This window comes from Streptomyces pseudogriseolus, from assembly GCA_002154585.1.
GTDB classification, from domain to species: Bacteria; Actinomycetota; Actinomycetes; order Streptomycetales; family Streptomycetaceae; genus Streptomyces; species Streptomyces pseudogriseolus.
Window position 1 is genome coordinate 1 of the sequence record MUNG01000143.1, and the last position, 19,513, is coordinate 19,513.

The window sequence follows — 19,513 nt, forward strand, 5'->3', positions numbered from 1 at the left end:
GCCTGGGACCGGGCGCTCGCCGCCGACCGGCCGTTCGTCATCGACTTCCGCACCGACCCGGCCGTCCCGCCCATCCCGCCGCACGCCTCCCTGGACCAGATCGAGGCCGCGGCCACCGCGGTCCTCNNCGACGGCGGGCCCGCCGTCGAGCGCCTGGCTGTCTCCGTGTACCGGATCCCGACTGATCTGCCGGGCGGCGACGCGACCCTGACCTGGGACGCGACCACTTTGGTGCTGGTCGAGGCCACCGCGGCGGGCGTGACGGGCCTCGGCTTCACCTACGGCTCGCCCGCCACCGCCCCCGTCGTCAGGCAGGAGCTGGCGGACCTCGTCGTCGGGCACGACGCCTTCGACGTCCCGGCCGCGGGCGACCGGATGAGCCGTGCTCTGCGTAACACGGGCAGGCCCGGCATCGGCGCCGGGGCCGTATCCGCCGTCGACACCGCCCTGTGGGACCTCAAAGCGCGCCTGCTGGACCTGCCGCTGGTGCGTCTGCTGGGCGCGGCCCGCGAGGAGGTCGCGGTGTACGGCAGCGGCGGTCTGACCACCTACGACGACACCCGGCTCGAAGAGCAGCTGCGCGGCTGGACCGAGCAGGGCGTCGGCCGCGTGAAGATCAAGGTCGCCGAGTCCTGGGGCCGCAGGGAGGCCCGCGACCTGCACCGCACCGTGCTGGCCCGCCGTACCGTGGGCGACACCGCCGAGCTGTACGTCGACGCGAACGGCGGCTACACCCGCAAGCAGGCCGTCCGCATGGCAGCCGCCCTGGCCGACCTCGGCGTCATCTGGCTGGAGGAACCCGTCTCCTCCGACGATCTGACCGGGTTGCGCGAGGTGCGCGAGGCCGTCGCCCCCGACGTCGCGGCAGGCGAGTACGGCTACGACCTGCCGTACTTCGCCCGGATGGCCGCCTCGGGAGCCGTCGACTGCCTCCAGGCCGACGTCACCCGCTGCGGCGGCATCACCGTCTGGCTCCGCGCCGCGGCCGTGGCCGAAGGACTCGGCCTGCACATCTCGGGCCACTGCGCTCCGCACCTGCACGCCCACGTCGCCGCAGCCGTGCCCAACACGCGCCACCTGGAGTGGTTCCACGATCATGTCCGCATCGAGAACATGATGTTCCACGGCACCCTGGACCCGCGGGGCGGCACCGTCTCCCCCGGCGCCTCCGGCGAGCCGGGCCACGGCCTCACCCTGGACCGGGCGGCCGCCGACCGCTACCGCACCGCATGACCCGGCCCGGCGAAACCGACGATGCGGCCGCGGCCAGCGGGGCGGACAGCCCCTGGACCCTGCGCGACTACGCCCTGATCGCCGACGGGGAGCGCGGGGCCCTCATCGATCCGCGCGGAGGTATCGCCTGGCTGTGCGCACCCGCCTGGCACGACGGCGCCGTCTTCAACGGCCTCCTGGGCGGCCCCGGCCGGTTCCGGGTCCGTCCCGCCGACCGGTGGAACGTGTGGGGCGGCTACTACGAGGACGGCACCCTCATCCGCGTCAGCCGGTGGGTCACCGCCGCCGGCATCGTGTCCTGCCGGGAGGCCCTGGCGGTGCCGGCCGACACGGGGCGCCTGGTGCTGCTGCGGCAGATCCGTGCCGTCCGCGGCGCCGCGGTCGTCGACGTCGACCTCGACGTGCGCGCCGGCTACGGGCGGCATCCCATGACGCAGCTCCGGCAGGACGGCGGCGCTTGGCGGGCACGCTCCGGCGCCCTGCACGTGAGGCTCACCGGGGCCGAGGACGCCCGCCATGACCCGGACGGCGGGTTGCACGCCCGCGTGCGCCTGCCGGAGGGCGGCGCCCACGACCTGGTCCTGGAACTGGCCACGGAGCCGGGCAGCACCCCCCTCGACCCGCCTTCCCTGTGGAACGCCACCGAACGGTGGTGGAAGCGCGTCGTGCCGGACTGCTCGGACACCGCCGCCCCTCGCGACACCCGCATGGCGTACGCGGTCCTGAACGGACTGACCAGTGCCGCGGGGGGCATGGTCGCCGCGGCCACCACCTCGCTGCCCGAACGCGCCGACACCGGCCGCGACTACGACTACCGGTACGCCTGGGTCCGCGACCAGTGCTACGCCGGCATCGCGGTCGCCGCACACGGCCCGCACCCGCTGCTGGAACGCGCGGTGCGCTTCGTCGCCGACCGCATCCTGGAGGACGGCGCCGCACTGCGTCCCGCCTACACGGTGAGCGGCGGCCGGCTGCCCGCCGAGCGGCCCCTGCCGGTCGTCGGCTATCCCGGGGGCGGTGACCGGGCCGGGAACCGGGCGGGCCGGCAGTTCCAGCTCGACGTCTTCGGCGAGGCGCTCCAGCTGTTCGCGGCAGCCGCCCGCCACGACGTCCTGGACGCCCGGGCGGCCGAAGCCGCCGCCCGGGCCGCCGAAGCCGTCGCGGACCGCTGGACCCAGCCGGACGCCGGGCTGTGGGAGCTGGAGGACCGCTGGTGGACCCATTCCCGTCTCTGCTGCGTCGTCGGTCTGCGCGACCTGTCACGGGAGCTGCGCACTCCCGCGTCGGCGGACTGGTCCCGACTGGCCGATCGGATCCTCGCGGCCACCCGGTCCCGCTGCGTCCATCCCGACGGTCACTGGCAGCGCGCCGACGACGACACCGGGCCGGAGGCGGCCCTGCTGCTGCCGTTGGCGCGCGGGGCGGTGCCGCGCACCGATCCCAGTCTCTCCCGCACTCGCTCCGAGGTGGCGCGCCATCTGGCGAAGGACGGTTACGTGTACCGCTTCCGGCACGGGGACGAACCGCTGGGCGACGCGGAGGGCGCCTTCCTGCTGTGCGGCTTCACGATGGCGCTGGCCGCCCACGTACAGGGCCGGCCCGCCGAGGCGGCGCGGTGGTTCGAGCGGACCCGCTCGGCGTGCGGGCCCACCGGACTGTTCGCCGAGGAGTACGACGTGGCGCAGCGCCAGTTGCGGGGCAATCTGCCTCAGGGGTTCGTCCACGCCCTGCTGCTCGAGTGCTCGGCACGGTTCGGGAAGGCCCCGGACGAGGAGTCGTCGGCCGGCTGGTGAACGTCCCCGGCGTGACTGGCGAGCCGTGCGCCACCGCCCGCGGGTGGTGAGGCGCCCTGCCGCTGAGCGGCTGCTCCGGGTCCCCGCGCGTGCCGAAGCCCGGCCATGCGGTTGTCCGCGACCGGCCCGAGCGTGCCCGGCGACGGCCGGCCGACGTCGTCGTGCGCCGGCACCGATACGGTGGTCACCGCGACCGCCGCCGGCCACGGCGCCGGCATTCCGGCCTGTCCCGCACCGCGGAGGTTTCGCGCCGCGCGGCCCGAGTCGGGAGGTTAGACGAGGCGGCTTCCGCAGTCGTGCGTGCCAGGTTTCCGCGGGAGGGAACAGCGTGAGTGAGGTGCCGAAGCGGCGTTCAGTCTTGGGAGCTCTCGGGATCGCGGCCGCCGGCTTGACGCTGCTCGCCGTCGCCGGCTGGTCCCTGAGCGAGCTGGTCGCTGCCGGCTCCCCCGAGGGGCCCGTTCGGGAGCTCGACGGTGCGGGGGCCTGGGTGGCGGCGTACGCGCGGGCCGTCGCCGCCGGGTCGTGGGGGGCGGCGCGTGTCTGTCTGACCCTGGCCGTCCTGGTGCTGGCGCTGAGGGGTGCCTCGCTGCTCGTCAAGACGCTGGGCCGGGCCTTCCGGCGGCCGAGCCGGTCGGCATCCTGACCCCGGCCCGTCCTGTCCGAACGAACCGCGGAGCCGGCCGTTCACCGACCAGGGCCGCCGCTCCCTCTCGGTGAATCGGTCACTGGATCCAGTGCCACACTCACCCGGCCTTTTCCGCGACCATGCGGCAGAGCGGTCCGGTAGGGGCGGGCTGTCCGCGAAAGACCCCCTGGCACTCCTCACCCCCGTCCGCTCGCCGTCGGCGACCTGCGTCAGCTGTACCCGCACACCACGGCGGCGCCCCCGGCTCGGTCGCGCACCGGCCGGGCGAGTGACCGACGAATGACGCGGGTACCCAGGCGTCCGATCGCGTGGCCGAGAAGACGAACGGACGAAGAGCATGGCAGAGCAGATGGAACCGGCGGGGTGGCTCGAGGCTCTGGGCTGGTTCAGCCTGAGTGTGGCCTTCGCCTGCGCGCTGGTCATCCTGGCGGACGTCTTCCTCTTGGGCCGCCGACAGCACATGTGGATCATGAACCTGGTCTATCCCGTGACGGCCCTGTACTGGGGACCGGTGGCCCTGTGGTTCTACTACGCCCATGGCCGTCGCACCTCCGAGCCGGCTGTCGCGGAACACGGCATGCCCGACTCGGACAAGCTGCCGGACTGGAACGTCCAGTCCAAGGCGATCAGTCACTGCGGGGCCGGCTGCACGCTCGGCGACATCGCCGCGGAGTGGCTGGTCCTCGCAACGTCGCTCACCCTGGCGGGCAAGGCCCTCTACGCGGACTTCGCCCTGGACTTCGCCTTCGCCTGGGTCCTGGGCGTCGTCTTCCAGTACTTCACCATCGTTCCCATGCGCGGCATCGGACGGCTCAGGGGCATCTGGGCAGCTGTGAAGGCCGACACCCTGTCCATCGTCGCCTTCCAGATCGGGCTGTTCTTCGGCATGTGGCTCTACCAGGAGATCATTTTCTCGCCGGGCCTGCCCAAGACCACGGCCGCCTACTGGATGATGATGCAGCTCTCCATGGTCCTCGGCTTCTTCACCGCGTGGCCCGTCAATGCCTGGCTGGTCCGGGCCGGCTGGAAGGAGAGGATGTGACGGCCCGCTCCGGTCCGTGCTCAGCGCCCTGGCGAGGACGGGCCCGTACGCCTGTCAACGGGCGGTCCGACGGACGTCACGTCGGGTGGCTGGTGAACAGCTGCGCGCACGTCTTCTCGTCGTCCCCCGTCAGCAGCAGCACCTCGTCGCCCGTGCGCAGGCGCGTGGAGCCGCTCACGGGGAGCAGGCGTCCCTCGCGCACGACGAGGCTGATCCAGGTGTCCTCGCCGATGTCGAGTTCCTCGATAGTGGCGCCGTCGGCCGGGGAGCCCTCCGCGACCACGTGGCGGGCCACGCCTTCCGGGCGGTCGCGCAGGCGTACCCCGAGGGCCCACGGCTCCAGTTCCACCGACCGCGTCGGCACCCGGCACCATCGCGCCACGGTCGGCACCAGCGACCCCTGGACCACGACGGAGAAGACGACCACGACGAAGACGATGTCGTAGAGGCGATCGGCGTCCGCGACCTGCGAGCTGACGATGTAGCTGCCGAGAAGCACCGGGACGGCGCCCTTGAGTCCGGTGAAGGCGAGGAACACCCTCTCCCCCGTGCTCATCCGCATGCGCGACAGCAGGACAGCCATGACGACCGGACGCACGACCAAGGCGAGCACCACCGCCAGGACCAGCCCGTCCGTCCACGCGCCTTCGGCGGTGAACGTCCACAACGGCACGGTCAGCCCCAGCACGGCGAAGGCGACGACCTCGCCGAGGCTGCCCAGTGCGGTGTGGAAGCGTTCGATCTCCCTCTTGTAGGGGCCCGGACGTCGCCGAGCAGGATGCCTGCCACGAAGACGGCCAGAAACCCGGAGCCGTGGGCGACCGTCGCCAGTCCGTAGATCGCGAAGGCCCCCGCGAGCGTGCGCAGCGGGTACAGGCCCTCGGCGGGCAGGGCGACCCTGCGCATCAGCCATTTGAGCACCCACCCGCCCGCGGCCCCGAGCGCCGCGCCGACGACCATTTCCTGGACGAAGAGCAGGGCCGTGTGACCTGCCGTGCCGAGCGCCGAGCCGCTGGAGCTGCCCAGCAGGCCGGCCATCAGCGCGATGCCCACCGGGTCGTTGGCGCCGGACTCGCCGGGCAGCAGCACTCCGGTGCGGCCGGTGATCCGGCGGCGGCCGAGCACCGAGAAGACGACGGCCGGGTCGGTCGGGGCGAGAGCCGTGCCCAGCAGCAGGGCAGGGCGCCAGTCGAGACCGAGCAGTGTGTGCGCCGCGACGGCCAGCAGACCGGCGGTGGCGAAGGTGCCCAGTACACCGATGCCGAGGATGGCTCGGGCCTCCGGCCGGAAGCGCCGCCAGCCGAGGTCCATGCCGCCCTGGAAGAGCAGCACCACCAGGGCTACGGTGACCACGTCCTGCACCGTGGCGGTCGACAGGGTCCGCAGTCCGGGGAAGACGTCCACGGCGACTGCGGCCACCACCAGGAAGAAGGCGGGAGCCGGTACTCGGGTCCGCTCGCTCACGCGGTTCGACGCGACCGCGGCCATCCCGGCCAGCGCCACGACGAGAATCGCCAGTCCGAACGACCAGGTTCCCTCCACTCAGCGCACACCCTTCCTCAGTGGGTCGTACGGGTCGCCCGGACACGCCGGGCTCCGAGGGCGGCGGCGAGCAGGGCGGCACCCGCGCCGGCAAGCGGCAGCAGCGCGCGTCGCCGCGGAGCCCCGGGCCGGTCCGCCACGGGTTCCTTGCCGTGCAGGCCGGCCGCGAGGACCTCCGCGAGGTGCAGCGGGGTGCGTCCGGTGCCGGCCTGGTCGACCTGGGTACGGCAGCTGAAGCCGTCGGCGAGGACCAGGGTCGAGTCGTCGGCCTGACGCACGGCGGGCAGCAGCCCGGCCTCGGCGCAGGCCATGGACACGTCGTAATGTCCCTTCTCGAAGCCGAAGTTTCCGGCGAGTCCGCAGCATCCGGCGTCCAGGACATCGGCGTCGACCCCGGCGCGCCCGAGGATCTCCCGGTCGGCGTCGAACCCCATGACGGCGTACTGGTGGCAGTGGCGCTGGACGACCGCCCGGGCGTCGACCCGGGGCGGCCGCCAGTCGCCGGCGCGTTCCAGGAGGAGTTCGGCGAGCGTCCTGGTCCGGTCGCGCAGCCGCTCCACGTCCGGGTCCTTGGGCAGCAGTTCCACGGCGTCGGCGCGGAAGACGGCGGTGCAGCTCGGTTCCAGACCGACGACGGGGGTGCCCCGGCGCAGGTCCTCGCGGAGCACGTCGAGGGTGTGCCGCAGAACCCGTTGGGCGACGCCCAACTGCCCGGTGGAGATCCATGTCAGCCCGCAGCAGACCGCGCGGTCGGGGACCTTGACCCGGAAGCCGGCCGCTTCCAGGACCTCGACGGCGGCGCGGCCGATCGCGGGGTGGAAGTGGTCGGTGAACGTGTCGGGCCAGACCACGACCTCGCCCCGGTGTCCGTCACCGCGCGGCCCGCCCCGTTCACGCCACCAGTCGGTGAAGCGCTGCTCGGCGAAAACCGGCACGTCACGCTCCGGTGCCACCCCGCCCAGCGCCTTCGCCGCCCGGGCCACCCAGGGCACGGACGTCAGGGCGTTGACGGTGCGGGGCGCGAGCGCGACGGCTCGTGCGACGGCGGGCAGCCAGCCCATCGAGTAGTGGGCGAGCGGCCGCAGCCGCCCTTTGTAGTGGTGGTGCAGGAACTCGGCCTTGTAGGTGGCCATGTCGACGTTGGCCGGGCAGTCCGTCTTGCAGCCCTTGCAGGCGAGGCACAGATCGAGGGCGTCGCGCACCTCGCCGGATTGCCAGCCGTCCGTCACCGGGGAGTCGCCGTCGTTGTTGACCATCTCGAACAGCAGGCGCGCGCGGCCCCGGGTGGAGTGCTCCTCCTCGCGGGTGGCACGGTAACTGGGGCACATCACCCCGCCTTCCAGGGAGCGGCACTTGCCCACTCCGACACAGCGGGCGGCGGCACGGCTGAACCTGCCGTCGTCGTGCGGGTAGGAGAAGACGGTCTCCGGTTCCCAGGGCAGGTAGTCGGCGCCCAGGCGCAAGTTCTCGTCGAGCCGGTAGGGAACGACGATCTTGCCCGGGTTCATGCGGTTGCCGGGATCGAACAGCCCCTTCAGCCGCTCGAAGCCCTCGATCAGCTCCGGCCCGAACATTCTCACCAGCAGCTCGCCCCGGGACTGGCCGTCCCCGTGCTCTCCCGACAGGGATCCGCCGTAGGAGACGACGAGGTCGGCTGCCTTCTCCACGAACGCCCGCATCCGGGCGATGCCTTCCTCCGACTCGAGGTCGAAGGGGATGCGGGTGTGGACGCAGCCGTGGCCGAAGTGGCCGTAGACCGAAGGGTGCCCGTAGTCGAACTCCTCGTACAGGCGCTTGAGGTCGCGCAGGTAGTCGCCGAGGCGGGGCACGGGAACGGCCGAATCCTCCCAGCCCTCCCAGGTGTCCGGCTTCCCGGGGACGTGCGCGGTCGCACCGAGCCCGGACTCGCGCACCCTCCACAGCTCTCCGATGTGCTGCGGGTCGTCGTACCAGGTGTGGCCGACGTCCTCGGGCTTGGCGTCGATGAGCGCCCTGGCCTGCTCCTCCACCTCCTCACGGGTGTCGCCGTTGAGCTGCACCAGCAGGTAGGCGCGTCCCTCGGGCAGTTCCTTCAACGCGTCAGGGTTGAGGTGCTTCTTCTGCTCGAAGTGGATCAGCTGGTGGTCCACCCCCTCCAGCGCGGCCGGCTCGTGCCGGAGGACGGCCGGTACGTGGTCGGCGGCCTGGCAGATGTCCTCGTACCCGAGGACGACCAGCGCGCTGTGCTTCGGTACGGGGACCAGTTCGAGTTCCGCGTGCAGGACGGTGACGAGCGTGGACTCGGATCCGGTGAGCAGCCCGGCGACATCGAATCCGTGCTCGGGCAGGAGCGAGTCCAGGTTGTAGCCGGAGACCCGGCGGGGGATGTCGGGGTAGCGCTCACGGACGAGGCCGGCGTACCGGTCGCGCACGGCGGTCATCCCGCGGTAGAGCTCCCCCACCCGCCCGTCGGCGGCCGTCAGCCGGCGCAGTTCGCCGTCGTCCGTCCGGCCCACCCACATGCGGACGCCGTCGTACGTGAGGACCTCCAGGCGGTGCAGGTTGTCGACGACCTTGCCGTACGCCTGGGCCGTCGACCCGCACGAGTTGTTGCCGATCATCCCGCCGATCGTGCAGTTCGGATGGGTGGCCGGCTTGGGGCCGTACATCAGGCCGTGTTCGGCGAGCTGTCGGTTCAGGTCGTCCAGCACGATGCCCGGTTCGACGACGCAGCGCCTGTTGTGCGTGTCGACGGAGACCAGCCGGTTGCAGTACTTGGTCCAGTCCAGGACCACGGCGGTGTTGCAGCACTCGCCGGCGAGGCTGGTGCCACCGCCCCGCGACAGAAGCGGCGCCCCATGGTCACGGCACACCGCCACCGCCTCCCGGGCCGCCTCGACCGTGCGGGGGACGACGACGCCTATGGGCACCTGCCGGTAGTTGGAGCCGTCCGTCGAGTACGCCGCGCGGGTGCCCGCGTCGAAGCGCACCTCCCCGTCGACACGGGAGCGCAGGTCGCGCTCGAGAGCTCCCGCGTCGGTCCCCTCCCGCGGGCGCCTCACGACAGGCAGGGGCAGATCGACCGGGTCCATGAACAGCTCTCCACTGGGTGACGAGGGTGTGCCGACACGCACCGGCCGATGCCGGAGTCGGCCTGTCCGCCGGTGGGCGGGCGCCGCGCGGAGTCGGTCCTGGCCACGTTCCGTCAGGGCGCGCCTGCCGCTGCCCGCCGCTGGGCACCGCCCTCGTCCGGCGGACCGCGCCCGGGCGGCGACGGAACGGACCGGTCCATGACCGCGTTCCGCCGCCGGCCGCTGCCGGGTCGGCGGAGGTGCGGACGCACCCGGGGACGGCTCACCGCACGCCTGCGCGGCGGGTCAGTCCTTGCCACGGCCCGTGAGCGCGTCCCTGATCCGGTCGACCATGCCCGCGCCCGGGGCCAGCAGCTTGTTGGCCGGCGGCGTGTCCGGCGCGGACGGATGCGGGCGGGTGGGGGCGGTCTTCTTGGCCTGCCGGACCTTGTCCCCGAGCTTCATCAGCTCGTCCTCGGAAGCCGCTGACCGCAGCTGGGCGAAGAGGTTGTCCTCCTCGTCGCGGACGTGGGAGCGGATCTCCGCCATCAGCTCACCGATGAGCCGGTCGAACTCGGGATCGCCGGCGTCGACGCCCTCGAGGTCCTTCATCGTCCGCTCGGCCTCGGCGTGGTCCTCGAGTTCCTTGTCGGCGATGCCGTCACCGTTGGGGAGGAACTCGCGCACCGCCGGGTACAGGTATGCCTCCTCGGCGATCGAGTGCCTCACCAGTTCGATCACGGCTTGGTCGGCGTACTTCTTGCGCTGCTCATCGCCCGACGGCAGTGCCTCGATCTTCCCGAACAGTTCTTCGACCTCCCGATGGTCCGTCGTCAGTTCCGCGATGACGTCTCCGCCGTGTCCCATGGGTGGCTCCCCTTCTGCGCGCTGACCGGAACGCCTCGACCGTGTATCCATGGCACCGCATCCGCAAACCGGGCAGGCATTCGGCGTATCGGACCCACCGCGCGAGCCCAGGCAAGAAGGGCCGTGAGACGCGGGATGTCGCGCGGTCGGTCGAGGGCGGCTGTCGCGAGTCCGACGCTCCTGTCCCGGCGCGGGACCGCCATGCCGTCGTCGCCCGCCAGGTGCCGCGTCCGCTGCCGACGCCACCGGCCGGCTCGTCGGCGCGGCGGCTGAGGCGGGCGCTGAGCGGCTGGTTCCACAGCGACCGGGTGGCGCTCCCGGGCGAGAACGCCGACGGGGGCGAGCCGCGTCACGGCGCTGAAAGCGCGGCCACGTGGATCCGGCCGGCACGGGCGGGCACGGCCGGAGCCTGTGACGTGGCGTGGCTCAGCGCCCGCCGCGGCGGCGCAGCAGCGCGTATCCCGCGCCGGCGAGTCCCGCCACGGCCGCCGCCTTGCCCAGGTGATGGCGGCTCGCCCACACCTGCGGGTCGAAGGAGTGAGCCTGGTCGTCGAACACGCCGTGGGCTCCGTAGTCCCGCTTCTCGTCCGCCGGTGCGAAGAGGTTGCCGTGCCCTTCGGGCTGCGGGTGGGCGTCGGTCTGCTGGGAGTCGAACCCGGTGCGGGCCAGGTAGCGGTCGAGCAGGCCGGGTACGACGGCGTTGGCCAGCAGCGTCAGCGCCGTGGACGTCCCGACCCAGTACTCGCGCCGCTGCGGGTGGTCGGCGGCGCGCAGTACGGCGCGGGCGGCCATCTCGGGCTGGTAGATCGGCGGCACGGGCTGGGCGTGGCGGGGCAGATGGGTGCGCAGCCAGGTGAACTGCGGGGTGTTGACGGCCGGCATCTGGACCATGGTGACGCGCACCCGGGATTTGTCGTGCAGCAGTTCGCACCGCACGGACTCGGTGAAGCCCTGGATGGCGTGCTTGGCTCCGCAGTACGCGCTCTGCAGCGGGATGCCGCGGTAGGCGAGCGCGGAGCCCACCTGCACCACCGCGCCGCTGTCCCGTGGCACCATGCGCTCCAGCGCGGCCCGGGTGCCGTGCACGTAGCCGAGGTAGGTCGACCTCGTGGCCTGCAGGAACTCCTCCGGGGGAACGTCGGTGAACTTGCCGAAGGCCGCCGTGAAGGCGTTGTTCACCCAGACGTCGACCGGGCCGAACTCCTCCTCGACGCGACGGGCGGCGTCCTCCACCTGCTCCCATTCCGCCATGTCGGTGACGAGGGGCAGCGCCTGCCCGCCGGCCGCGCGCACGTCGGCCGCAGCCGCGTCCAGGCCCGCGCGTCCCCGTGCCAGCAGAGCGACCCTGGCGCCGCGGGCGGCGAACATCGTGGCGGTCGCCCGCCCGATGCCGGCACTCGCCCCGGTCACCACGACCGTCTGCCGTGTCCTGTCGTTCATCGGTCCTCCACACCGGTCGGGCGCACGGGGTCCGTCCCCCGTGCGGCGTACTGGAAAACGAAACCCAGGACACCGGGGACGAGCACCCCGGCGCCGATCAGGAACAGCCACAGCCCGTACACCGCGCCCAGGCCGAGCAGCGCCGTGCCCGCCGCCGCCAGCACCGGGAACGCGCTGCGCGGCGGGAAGAAGGCCACGGGCCCCGCGGCCTCGTGCACCGAGGCCCCCTTGCGGTCCTTCGGCAGGAGCCCGTCCTTGCGGTGCCGGTACCAGAGGAAGAAGGCGACCAGGGCCGACATCAGGCACGAGACCACCAGAGCGACGGTGCCCGCCGGCTCGGCCGAGGACCGTCCGTAGACGGCGGCGCTGACGGCGAAGAAGAGGCTGACGCCCGCGAACAGGGCGGTCTCGGCCTTCACGGGCGCTCCCCCCTCCCGGTCCCGTTCCCGGTCACGTCGCCCGGCTGTCCCTGCCCGGCACGGTCACCGGCCGGCGAGTGGGAGTGAGCGTGCCTCGCGTGACTCGGGTGGCGCAGGTCGAACGCCGGCGACTCGGAGCGGATCCGGGGCAGGGCGACGAAGTTGTGCTGCGGCGGGGGACAGGAGGTGGCCCATTCGAGGGAGCGTCCGAACCCCCAGGGATCGTCCACGGTGACCTTCTCCCCGTAGCGCGCCGTCTTCCAGACGTTGTAGAGGAAGGGCAGCGTGGAGCCGCCGAGCAGGAAGGCGCCGACGGACGAGACCGTGTTGAGCGCGGTGAAGCCGTCCGCGGCCAGGTAGTCGGCGTAACGCCGGGGCATTCCCTCGGCGCCCAGCCAGTGCTGCACCAGGAAGGTGAGGTGGAACCCGACGAACAGCGTCCAGAAGTGCAGTCTCCCGAGCCGCTCGTCGAGCATGCGGCCGGTGAACTTCGGCCACCAGAAGTAGAAGCCGGCGAACATGGCGAAGACGACGGTGCCGAAGAGGACGTAGTGCATGTGCGCCACGACGAAGTAGGTGTCGGTGGTGTGGAAGTCCAGCGGCGGCGACGCCAGCAGCACCCCCGTCAGCCCGCCGAAGAGGAAGGTCGCGAGGAAGCCCAGCGCCCACAGCATGGGCGTCTCGAACGACAGCGAACCACGCCACATCGTCCCGATCCAGTTGAAGAACTTCACCCCGGTCGGCACCGCGATCAGGAACGAGGCCAGCGAGAAGAACGGCAGCAGCACCGCGCCCGTGGCGAACATGTGGTGGGCCCAGACGATCGCGGACAGCCCCGTGATGGCGGCGGTCGCCCCGATCAGGCCGAAGTACCCGAAGACCGGCTTGCGGCTGAAGACCGGGATGACCTCGGTGATGATGCCGAAGAACGGCAGGGCGACGATGTAGACCTCGGGATGCCCGAAGAACCAGAAGAGGTGCTGCCAGAGCAGTGCTCCCCCGTTGGCCGGGTCGAAAACGTGCGCGCCGAAGCGGCGGTCGGCGAACAGCGCCAGGAGAGCTGCGGTGAGCACGGGGAACGCCAGGAGCACCAGGATCGATGTGAACAGTACGTTCCACGTGAAGACCGGCATCCGGAAGAGCGTCATACCGGGGGCGCGCAGGCAGATGACGGTGGCGATGAAGTTGACGGCGCCCAGGATGGTGCTCAGCCCGGACACGGCCAGACCCATGACCCACAGGTCGCCGCCGGCTCCGGGGCTGTGCGCGGGGCCGTTCAGCGGAGCGTACGCGAACCACCCGAAGTCGGCCGCTCCCCGGCCGGTGAGGAATCCCGACACCACCATCAGACCGCCGAAGAGATACACCCAGTAGGTGTAGGCGTTCAGCCGGGGGAACGCCACGTCAGGAGCGCCGATCTGCAACGGCATCACCGCGTTGGCGAACCCCACGAACGTAGGGGTGGCGAACAGCAGCATCATCACCGTGCCGTGAATGGTGAAGAGCTGGTTGTACTGCTCGGCGGAGACGATCTGAAGTCCGGGCCGTGCCAGCTCGGCCCGCATCAGCATCGCGAGCATTCCCGCGAACAGGAAGAAGCCGAAGGCTGTCGTCAGGTACATGTGGGCGATGACCTTGTGATCGGTGGTCGTCAGCCACCGCACCACAGCTCTCCCCTGTGCCGGACGCCGCGCCGCCCCGTCCGGCATCCGCGCGCCCTCGTCCACCGCCGCCATGCGTGCCCTTCCCTTCGCCCGCCGACCCGCGTCGTCCCTCTGGCGGGGCGCCCGGAGAACCGGCGCCCGTCGAGCACCCGACAACGGCGTCTAACCGATGCCACCGTTCCGGAAACCTCACAGTCGTCGCGGGGGCCGGAGTACCCGGCGAGGACGCTTCTGCACTCCAGCCGTCAGCCGGCGCCACCGTGCTCCCCGTGTGCCACCTGCCCGGACGCTCCCGAGCCGGAGCAGACGTCCGAACCGGTCCGTCTCACTCCGCTCCCGCCCGGTGAGCCTGGGCACGGGCAACAGCCGGCGACGTCACCGGGGCTGCTCATCGGGAGGTGCACCGTGCCGGCACGGCCCGCGGCTCGGACTCGCCTCCACCCCACCGGTGGCGTCCGGCCGAGCCGGGCGTCGCGCCCTTCGGAGAAGGCGAGTCGGCCACCGTGCACCGCGTCCCAGGACGCAGCCGGGTCGGGTCACAGCGCTGACGCGATCACCAGCCGTAGCATGCGCGCGTGCCATGTGCAGAGCCGAAAGAGTGGCTCCTGCCCGTGGGAGTCCTCTGGGACTTCCTGGGACTTCCGGCCGTATCAGCCAGAGCGAGCCTGTACCAGGTCAACGACTCACGACAGTCGGACGGCGCAGGTCACAGCCTTGGCCGGTCTCTCCCCGGGACATCTGAGCAACGGCTGCCGCCGCACCCAGTCCGGCCCGCGGTTCAGCGGTCAGGTAGGGGTGCGGCGGCATCTCCGGGACGTCTCCGGGACCTGTCCGGGGCATTTCTCGGACCGGCTCAATGCAGCCTCGTCCGCGGCCCCATCACGGACAGCAGTTGCAGCTTCTCGTGGCTCTCGCTGCCGGGGACGGCGGTGTAGACGAGCAGCAGATGCGACTGGTCGGGGTCGAGGAGCGTCTGGCAGCTCAGCTCCATGATGCCGAGCTCGGGGTGGTTGAAGCGTTTGACCTCGCGGGGACGCAGGCCGATCTCGTGGTCGTTCCACACCTTCTTGAACTCCTCGCTCCGCGCCAGGAGCAGGTCGGCGAGCTGCGCCGCCCGGGAGCCGGGGCCCCGCTGGGTGGCCAGGGAACGCAAGCCCGAGGCGAACAGGCGGCTGAGGAAGGCGTGTTGGTCGTCGGCGTAGAGCCGGCGGGTGGCGGGGTCGGTGAACCAGCGGTAGCCGAGGCTGCGGGCCGGGCCCTGGTGGACGGTCAGATCGCCGGTGAGGGCGACGCCGAGCGGGGTCTGCCGCAGGGTTTCGCCGAGCTCGGTGACGATTTCGGCGGGGGTGTCCTGCAAGCGGTCGAGGATGCGGAGCAGACCCGGGCTGATGTGTTCGCTGGCCGGACCGCGCGCGGGTGGGTGGTGGCCGGCGAGACGGAACAGGTGGTCGCGCTCGTCGAGGGAGAGGTGGAGTCCCTGCGCGATGGAGGCGATCATCTGTTCGGACGGCCGCGGGCCGCGCTCCCTCTCGAGGCGCGCGTAGTAGTCGGTCGACATGCTGCACAGCAGGGCGGCCTCCTCCCGCCGCAGCCCGCTGGTCCGGCGGCGTCGGCCGCGCGGCAGGCCGACGTCCTCGGGTTGCAGCGCCGCGCGGCGGCTGCGGAGGAACTCCGCCAGTCCGCTCCGGTCGATCTCCATGCCGCACCTCCTTCCGTGCTGGTTCACTTCTACCGCCCGTGGACGCGCGTATCCACGGCCTGCCGATCCCCCCTTACGGGTCCCCCCGTACGGCCTCGCCGTGCGGTGAGCGTCGGCGGAGCTCCGCGTCAGCTGTCGGGGAAGCGCACCTCGGCGAGCTCCTGGGAGATCTGCCAGACGCGGGCGGCGTCCTCGGCGCTGCGCAGGGGACGCCACAGCGCCTGCTGTCCGGGGGCTCCGCCGAGGTTGCCGGGACCCTGGGGTCCGTAGAACAGCTCGCCCCGGGCGTCGGGCGAGGTGGCGGCGTACAGGGCGGGGAGCATCGCGGTCCGCGGGGTGCCGAGGAGGATGCCGCGCCGGGACAACGCCTTGATCACGCGGAGGGCCGCGGTGTCGCTGCCGCGGCCGACCTCCGGGCGGGCGGCCAGCAGGCTCGTCGGGGCGACGCCGGGATGCGCGATGTTGCTGGTGATGCCCCAGCCGTGGGCACGGCTGCGGCGGTCGAGCTCGAGTCCGAACAGGGCGCCCGCGATCTTCGACTGCCGGTAGGCGCGTGAGCTGCTGTAGGAGCGCTCGAAGTTCAGGTCGTCCCAGTTGATGGCGCCGCTGCGCGCGGCGATGCTGCTCTGTGAGGTCACCCGGGCACCGCCGGCCCGCAGCAGGGGCAGCAGATGGGCGACGAGGGCGACATGGCCGAGGTGGTTCGTGCCGAACTGGAGCTCGAAGCCGTCGGCGGTCGTCTGCCGGTCGGGCGGGTTCATGACGCCGGCGTTGTTGACGAGGATGTGGATCGGCAGCCCCTCCTCCGCCAGCGTCTTGCCGAGCGCGGCGACGGAGCTCAGCGAGGACAGGTCGAGCTCGCGCAGCGACACGTCGGCGGCGGGATGGCTCGCACGGATCGTGGCGATCGCCGCCTCTCCCTTGCGCGGGTTGCGGACAGGCATGACGACCTCGGCGCCGGCGGCGGCGAGCCGCGCCGCCAGCTCCAGCCCCATGCCGTCGCTCGCTCCGGTGACGACGGCGCGCCGGCCGGACAGGTCGGGGACGGTGATGTCGATGTCGACGGGCTTGCGTGGCATGTCGGCTCCTCGTGGGTGTGTCGTTGCCTCCACCGTGGCAGGAGCCGGCGTCCGCATTCAGGGCCGCTTGAGCCACTGATCGGCGATCCGAGGATGCGGGGTGTCCGATGCCGGTGAGGTGTGCCGGCGCCCTGGAAGGCATGATCGTCCGGTGCGCGCATCATGGATGACGTCGGAGCAGGCCGCCGAGGCCCTGGGGGTGCGGCTGTCCACCCTGTACGCCTATGTGTCGCGCGGGGTGATCGCGCGGGAGGTGTCGACGGGGCCGGAGGGGCAGCGGGTGTCGCGGTTCCGGCGGGACGACGTGCTGGCGTTGGCCCGGGCCCGGAGCCGGCCTCGGGCGGGCGCGCTGCCACTGATCGAGTCCGAGGTCACGCAGCTGGACGCGTCCGGGCGTCTCGCCTTCCGCGGGGTGGACGTGGCGGACTGCGCGGCATGGGGGTTCGAGCGGACGGCGTGCCATGTGCTGGGCATGTCCGACGCCGACGCGACGTGGCGCGCGGAGGCCGAGGAGACCGTGCCCGGTGATCCGGCCGGCGCCGACGTCGTGCGCTGGACGGTGATGCGGGGGGCCGCGCGGGACCGGGAGCGTACGTGCCTCGAACCCGGGCACTGCCGGGAGGTCGCGGTCACCGCCGTCGCCGCCTCGACCACGGCGCTGACCGGTCTGCGCGACGGCACCGTCGCCGAGCGGCTCGCCCGTGCCTGGGCGCCCGAGCCCGTCGACGACGCCCGGCTCGCCGGCGTCGGCCGGGCCCTCGACGCGGCGCTGACCGCGCTGGTGGACCACGAGCTCACCGCCTCGACGCTGGCGGCACGCACCGCGGCGGGAGTCGGCGCCGACCCGTGGATGGTGCTCCTCACCGGACTCGCCGCGATGAGCGGCCGCGCGCAGGCGGGTGCGAGCCGCGCCGCCACGAGGGCCCTACGGGCGTGGATCGCCACGCGCGCCGTGCCCGACGCGCCGGTTCCCGGGTTCGGGCACAAGGTGTACGTCGGACCCGATCCCCGTGTCGCCGTGCTCCTCGACCGGGTCGCCGACGTCTCCCCGGACGCCGCCGACGCCGCCGACGACCTCGCGGTGCGGGTGGCGCGCGAGCACAGCGTCCACCCGAACGTCGACGCCGCCCTGGCCGCTCTGACGGTCGCGGCGGATCTGCCCGCCGACGCCGGCGAGGTCGTCTTCACCCTGGCCCGCATCCCCGGTCTCATGGCTCACGCCCTGGAGGAGTATCCGAACGGGCTGCGTCTGCGGCCCCGCGCCCTGGCCTGAGCCGCCCATGTTGACTCGGTCAACGTCGACGCGGGCCCGGGCGTCCCGCAGGCTCCCCGTCATGAACGACACCACGGCATCCCACCACCGTCCGGACCTGCGCGCCCTCGCCGAGCGGTACCGCGCCTTCGCCGTCCACCAGGCCGCCGATACGTCACCCACCCTGCGGCGCTGGGCCGAGACCGTCGCCGACGACCCCGCGCTGCTCGCGCCGCTGGCTTCGCTTCCGCCCGGCAAGCAGCAGCCCAACCTGGTCTTCGCGTCGGCGCGGTGGCACGGGGCACGGCCCGGGGACGCGGACTCCCTGCGCGACCTGTTCGCCACCCGGTGGCCGGCGTTCGCGGCCACCGTCCGGACGCGGGCGACGCAGACCAACGAGCCCGCCCGCTGCGGAGCGATCCTGCTGGGACTCCAGCGCATCGAGGGCCCCATCGCCCTACTGGAGATCGGCGCGTCGGCCGGGCTGTGCTTGATCCCGGAGCGGTACTCCTACGAGTTCAATGGGGCGGCTCGTTCTGAAGCGGTGAGTGGAGTCGGCGGGCCGGCGGGCGGAGCCGGACCGGTGACCGGGGGCGCAGGACCGACGAACGGAGCCGAGCCGGTGAGCAGGGCCGCCAGGCCGGTGAACGGAGCCCGGCCGGTCAACGAACCCGGACCGATGAGCGAGGCCGCCAAGCCGCTGAGCGGGCCCGCCGGGCCCGTGAGCGGAGCCGAGCCCAAGAGCGGAGCCGGACCGACCAGCGAGGCTGCCCGGTCCGTGACCCTCGACATCCGCCTCGGGCCCGGGCTCGCCCCGCCCGCCGCCATGCCCGACATCGTCTGGCGTGCGGGCCTCGACCTGCATCCGCTGGACCCCGCCGACCCCGACAGCCTCGCCTGGCTCCGCGCCCTCGTCTGGCCCGAGCACGAGGCGCGGCGTGCGCGTCTCACCGCGGCGGCCGCCCTCGTGGCCGAGGAAGGGGTACGCGTCACGGCCGGTGACCTGATGACCGCCGACCTGGCGCGGCCGGCCGCCGGCGCGCCGCGCGACGCCACGCTCGTGGTCATGCATTCCGCCACGCTCGCCTACTTGGACGAGCCGGCCCGGCGCGCGGCCGTCGAGCGGATCGGACGCCTCGGCGCACGCCGCCTCAGTTTCGAGGCGCGGGGTGTCGACCCCGCGGTCCCCCGCGTCGACGTCCCGCTCACCCCGGACACGCTGTTCGTCGCCGCGCTCGACGGCGTCCCGTACGCCCTCGGCAACGGCCACGGGACGGTCCTCACCGAGCCGTAACCGCCGTAGCTGCCATGACCGCCCTACTCGATGGTGAAGCCGGACGCCTCCTCGGCCAGGGTGCTGGAGCCGTCGTCCGCGGTGGCCAGGACCGCGATGTGCCACCTGCCGTTCGGCGACGCGTCGGCGTCGGTGGCCGTGACGGGGACGGTGTAGGTGCAGCGGGCGGAGTCGTCGCCGGTGGGCTCGCACGTGGCGGATTCCGCCGCGGCCATGTCCTTCGCCGTCGGCTTCTGCTCGGCGAGGGAGGAGTTCTCGGGCCAGGCCAGCACCTTGACGCTCTTGACGCCCGAGGACGCCGTGACGTCGGTGGTGAACGTGAGCGAGCCGTCGCGGTCGGCGCGGGGAGCGGTGTACCGCGCGGCGCTGTCGCCGAGGGCCGGCGGCTGCTCGTCCGCGTGGGCGAGAGCGAAGGCTCCGGCGCCGGCGGCGAGAACCAGGGCGCCTGCGGCAACGGACAGGGTCACACGAGGCGACATCACCATCTCCCCCA

16 protein-coding genes are annotated in these 19,513 nt (G+C 72.7%); 6 read left to right on the forward strand and 10 right to left on the reverse strand.

Going from position 1 to position 19,513, the window contains the following annotated elements; all coding sequences use genetic code 11:
- Positions 1-99 precede the first annotated feature (99 nt).
- The 4 genes from CCN29_RS14575 (at position 100) to CCN29_RS14590 (ending at position 4,714) form a co-directional block, all read left to right on the forward strand.
- Positions 100-1,233: an enolase C-terminal domain-like protein gene (locus CCN29_RS14575; RefSeq protein ID WP_086682365.1), complete on the forward strand. Its 1,134-nt coding sequence runs from the start codon at positions 100-102 to the stop codon at positions 1,231-1,233.
- Positions 1,230-3,026: a glycoside hydrolase family 15 protein gene (locus CCN29_RS14580; protein WP_086682331.1), complete on the forward strand. Its 1,797-nt coding sequence runs from the start codon at positions 1,230-1,232 to the stop codon at positions 3,024-3,026. Before CCN29_RS14575 ends, CCN29_RS14580 begins: the two co-directional genes overlap by 4 nt.
- Before the next feature lie 358 nt (positions 3,027-3,384).
- Complete coding sequence (locus CCN29_RS14585; protein WP_086682333.1) at positions 3,385-3,669, forward strand: hypothetical protein; 285 nt, start codon at positions 3,385-3,387, stop codon at positions 3,667-3,669.
- Between the two features lie 340 nt (positions 3,670-4,009).
- A complete protein-coding gene (locus CCN29_RS14590; RefSeq protein WP_051792139.1) occupies positions 4,010-4,714 on the forward strand; it encodes a DUF4396 domain-containing protein in 705 nt (234 codons plus the stop codon).
- A 76-nt stretch (positions 4,715-4,790) separates the two neighbouring features.
- On the opposite strand, the gene CCN29_RS35895 is transcribed toward CCN29_RS14590, so the two are convergent.
- The 9 genes from CCN29_RS35895 to CCN29_RS14630 all read right to left on the reverse strand — a co-directional run bounded on the left by CCN29_RS35895 (position 4,791) and on the right by CCN29_RS14630 (position 16,474).
- On the reverse strand, positions 4,791-5,402 hold the full coding sequence (locus CCN29_RS35895) for a cation:proton antiporter domain-containing protein (protein WP_442538374.1): 612 nt from the start codon (positions 5,400-5,402) through the stop codon (positions 4,791-4,793).
- A complete protein-coding gene (locus tag CCN29_RS35900) occupies positions 5,390-6,256 on the reverse strand; it encodes a cation:proton antiporter domain-containing protein (protein WP_200865404.1) in 867 nt (288 codons plus the stop codon). Before CCN29_RS35900 ends, CCN29_RS35895 begins: the two co-directional genes overlap by 13 nt.
- Before the next feature lie 17 nt (positions 6,257-6,273).
- Positions 6,274-9,327: an FAD-binding and (Fe-S)-binding domain-containing protein gene (locus CCN29_RS14600; RefSeq protein ID WP_086682336.1), complete on the reverse strand. Its 3,054-nt coding sequence runs from the start codon at positions 9,325-9,327 to the stop codon at positions 6,274-6,276.
- 285 nt (positions 9,328-9,612) lie between these two features.
- Positions 9,613-10,173, reverse strand: a complete 561-nt coding sequence (locus CCN29_RS14605; RefSeq protein ID WP_086682339.1) for a hemerythrin domain-containing protein — start codon at positions 10,171-10,173, stop codon at positions 9,613-9,615.
- A 426-nt stretch (positions 10,174-10,599) separates the two neighbouring features.
- Positions 10,600-11,613 (reverse strand): SDR family oxidoreductase, encoded by a 1,014-nt coding sequence (locus tag CCN29_RS14610; RefSeq protein ID WP_086682342.1) that lies wholly within the window; start codon positions 11,611-11,613, stop codon positions 10,600-10,602.
- A complete protein-coding gene (ctaF, locus tag CCN29_RS14615; protein ID WP_086682345.1) occupies positions 11,610-12,032 on the reverse strand; it encodes an aa3-type cytochrome oxidase subunit IV in 423 nt (140 codons plus the stop codon). Before ctaF ends, CCN29_RS14610 begins: the two co-directional genes overlap by 4 nt.
- On the reverse strand, positions 12,029-13,741 hold the full coding sequence (gene ctaD, locus CCN29_RS14620; RefSeq protein WP_086682368.1) for an aa3-type cytochrome oxidase subunit I: 1,713 nt from the start codon (positions 13,739-13,741) through the stop codon (positions 12,029-12,031). The genes ctaF and ctaD overlap by 4 nt, the downstream gene beginning before the upstream one ends.
- Positions 13,742-14,549: 808 nt before the next feature.
- A complete protein-coding gene (locus CCN29_RS14625; RefSeq protein WP_006135925.1) occupies positions 14,550-15,395 on the reverse strand; it encodes a helix-turn-helix transcriptional regulator in 846 nt (281 codons plus the stop codon).
- 128 nt (positions 15,396-15,523) lie between these two features.
- Positions 15,524-16,474: an SDR family oxidoreductase gene (locus tag CCN29_RS14630; protein ID WP_006135924.1), complete on the reverse strand. Its 951-nt coding sequence runs from the start codon at positions 16,472-16,474 to the stop codon at positions 15,524-15,526.
- Between the two features lie 151 nt (positions 16,475-16,625).
- On the opposite strand from CCN29_RS14630, the gene CCN29_RS14635 reads away from it, so the two are divergent.
- Together CCN29_RS14635 and CCN29_RS14640 are read left to right on the forward strand one after the other, a co-directional pair.
- Positions 16,626-17,747, forward strand: a complete 1,122-nt coding sequence (locus CCN29_RS14635) for a citrate synthase (RefSeq protein ID WP_442538375.1) — start codon at positions 16,626-16,628, stop codon at positions 17,745-17,747.
- Between the two features lie 61 nt (positions 17,748-17,808).
- Positions 17,809-19,020, forward strand: a complete 1,212-nt coding sequence (locus CCN29_RS14640; protein ID WP_006135922.1) for a DUF2332 family protein — start codon at positions 17,809-17,811, stop codon at positions 19,018-19,020.
- 23 nt (positions 19,021-19,043) lie between these two features.
- Here the strand turns inward: CCN29_RS14640 and CCN29_RS14645 are convergent, their stop codons facing one another.
- Positions 19,044-19,499: a DUF5707 domain-containing protein gene (locus tag CCN29_RS14645; RefSeq protein WP_031022227.1), complete on the reverse strand. Its 456-nt coding sequence runs from the start codon at positions 19,497-19,499 to the stop codon at positions 19,044-19,046.
- Positions 19,500-19,513: the final 14 nt, after the last annotated feature.

Excerpts from the sequence above, each read along its gene's own strand:
- CCN29_RS14600 (WP_086682336.1), bottom strand. The coding sequence starts at position 9,327 with ATGGACCCGGTCGATCTGCCCCTGCCTGTCGTGAGGCGCCCGCGGGAG.
- CCN29_RS14645 (WP_031022227.1), bottom strand. The coding sequence starts at position 19,499 with ATGTCGCCTCGTGTGACCCTGTCCGTTGCCGCAGGCGCCCTGGTTCTC.
- CCN29_RS14630 (WP_006135924.1), bottom strand. The coding sequence starts at position 16,474 with ATGCCACGCAAGCCCGTCGACATCGACATCACCGTCCCCGACCTGTCC.
- CCN29_RS14625 (WP_006135925.1), bottom strand. The coding sequence starts at position 15,395 with ATGGAGATCGACCGGAGCGGACTGGCGGAGTTCCTCCGCAGCCGCCGC.
- CCN29_RS14610 (WP_086682342.1), bottom strand. The coding sequence starts at position 11,613 with ATGAACGACAGGACACGGCAGACGGTCGTGGTGACCGGGGCGAGTGCC.
- CCN29_RS14640 (WP_006135922.1), top strand. The coding sequence starts at position 17,809 with ATGAACGACACCACGGCATCCCACCACCGTCCGGACCTGCGCGCCCTC.
- CCN29_RS14580 (WP_086682331.1), top strand. The coding sequence starts at position 1,230 with ATGACCCGGCCCGGCGAAACCGACGATGCGGCCGCGGCCAGCGGGGCG.
- CCN29_RS14605 (WP_086682339.1), bottom strand. The coding sequence starts at position 10,173 with ATGGGACACGGCGGAGACGTCATCGCGGAACTGACGACGGACCATCGG.
- ctaD (WP_086682368.1), bottom strand. The coding sequence starts at position 13,741 with ATGCCGGACGGGGCGGCGCGGCGTCCGGCACAGGGGAGAGCTGTGGTG.
- CCN29_RS14590 (WP_051792139.1), top strand. The coding sequence starts at position 4,010 with ATGGCAGAGCAGATGGAACCGGCGGGGTGGCTCGAGGCTCTGGGCTGG.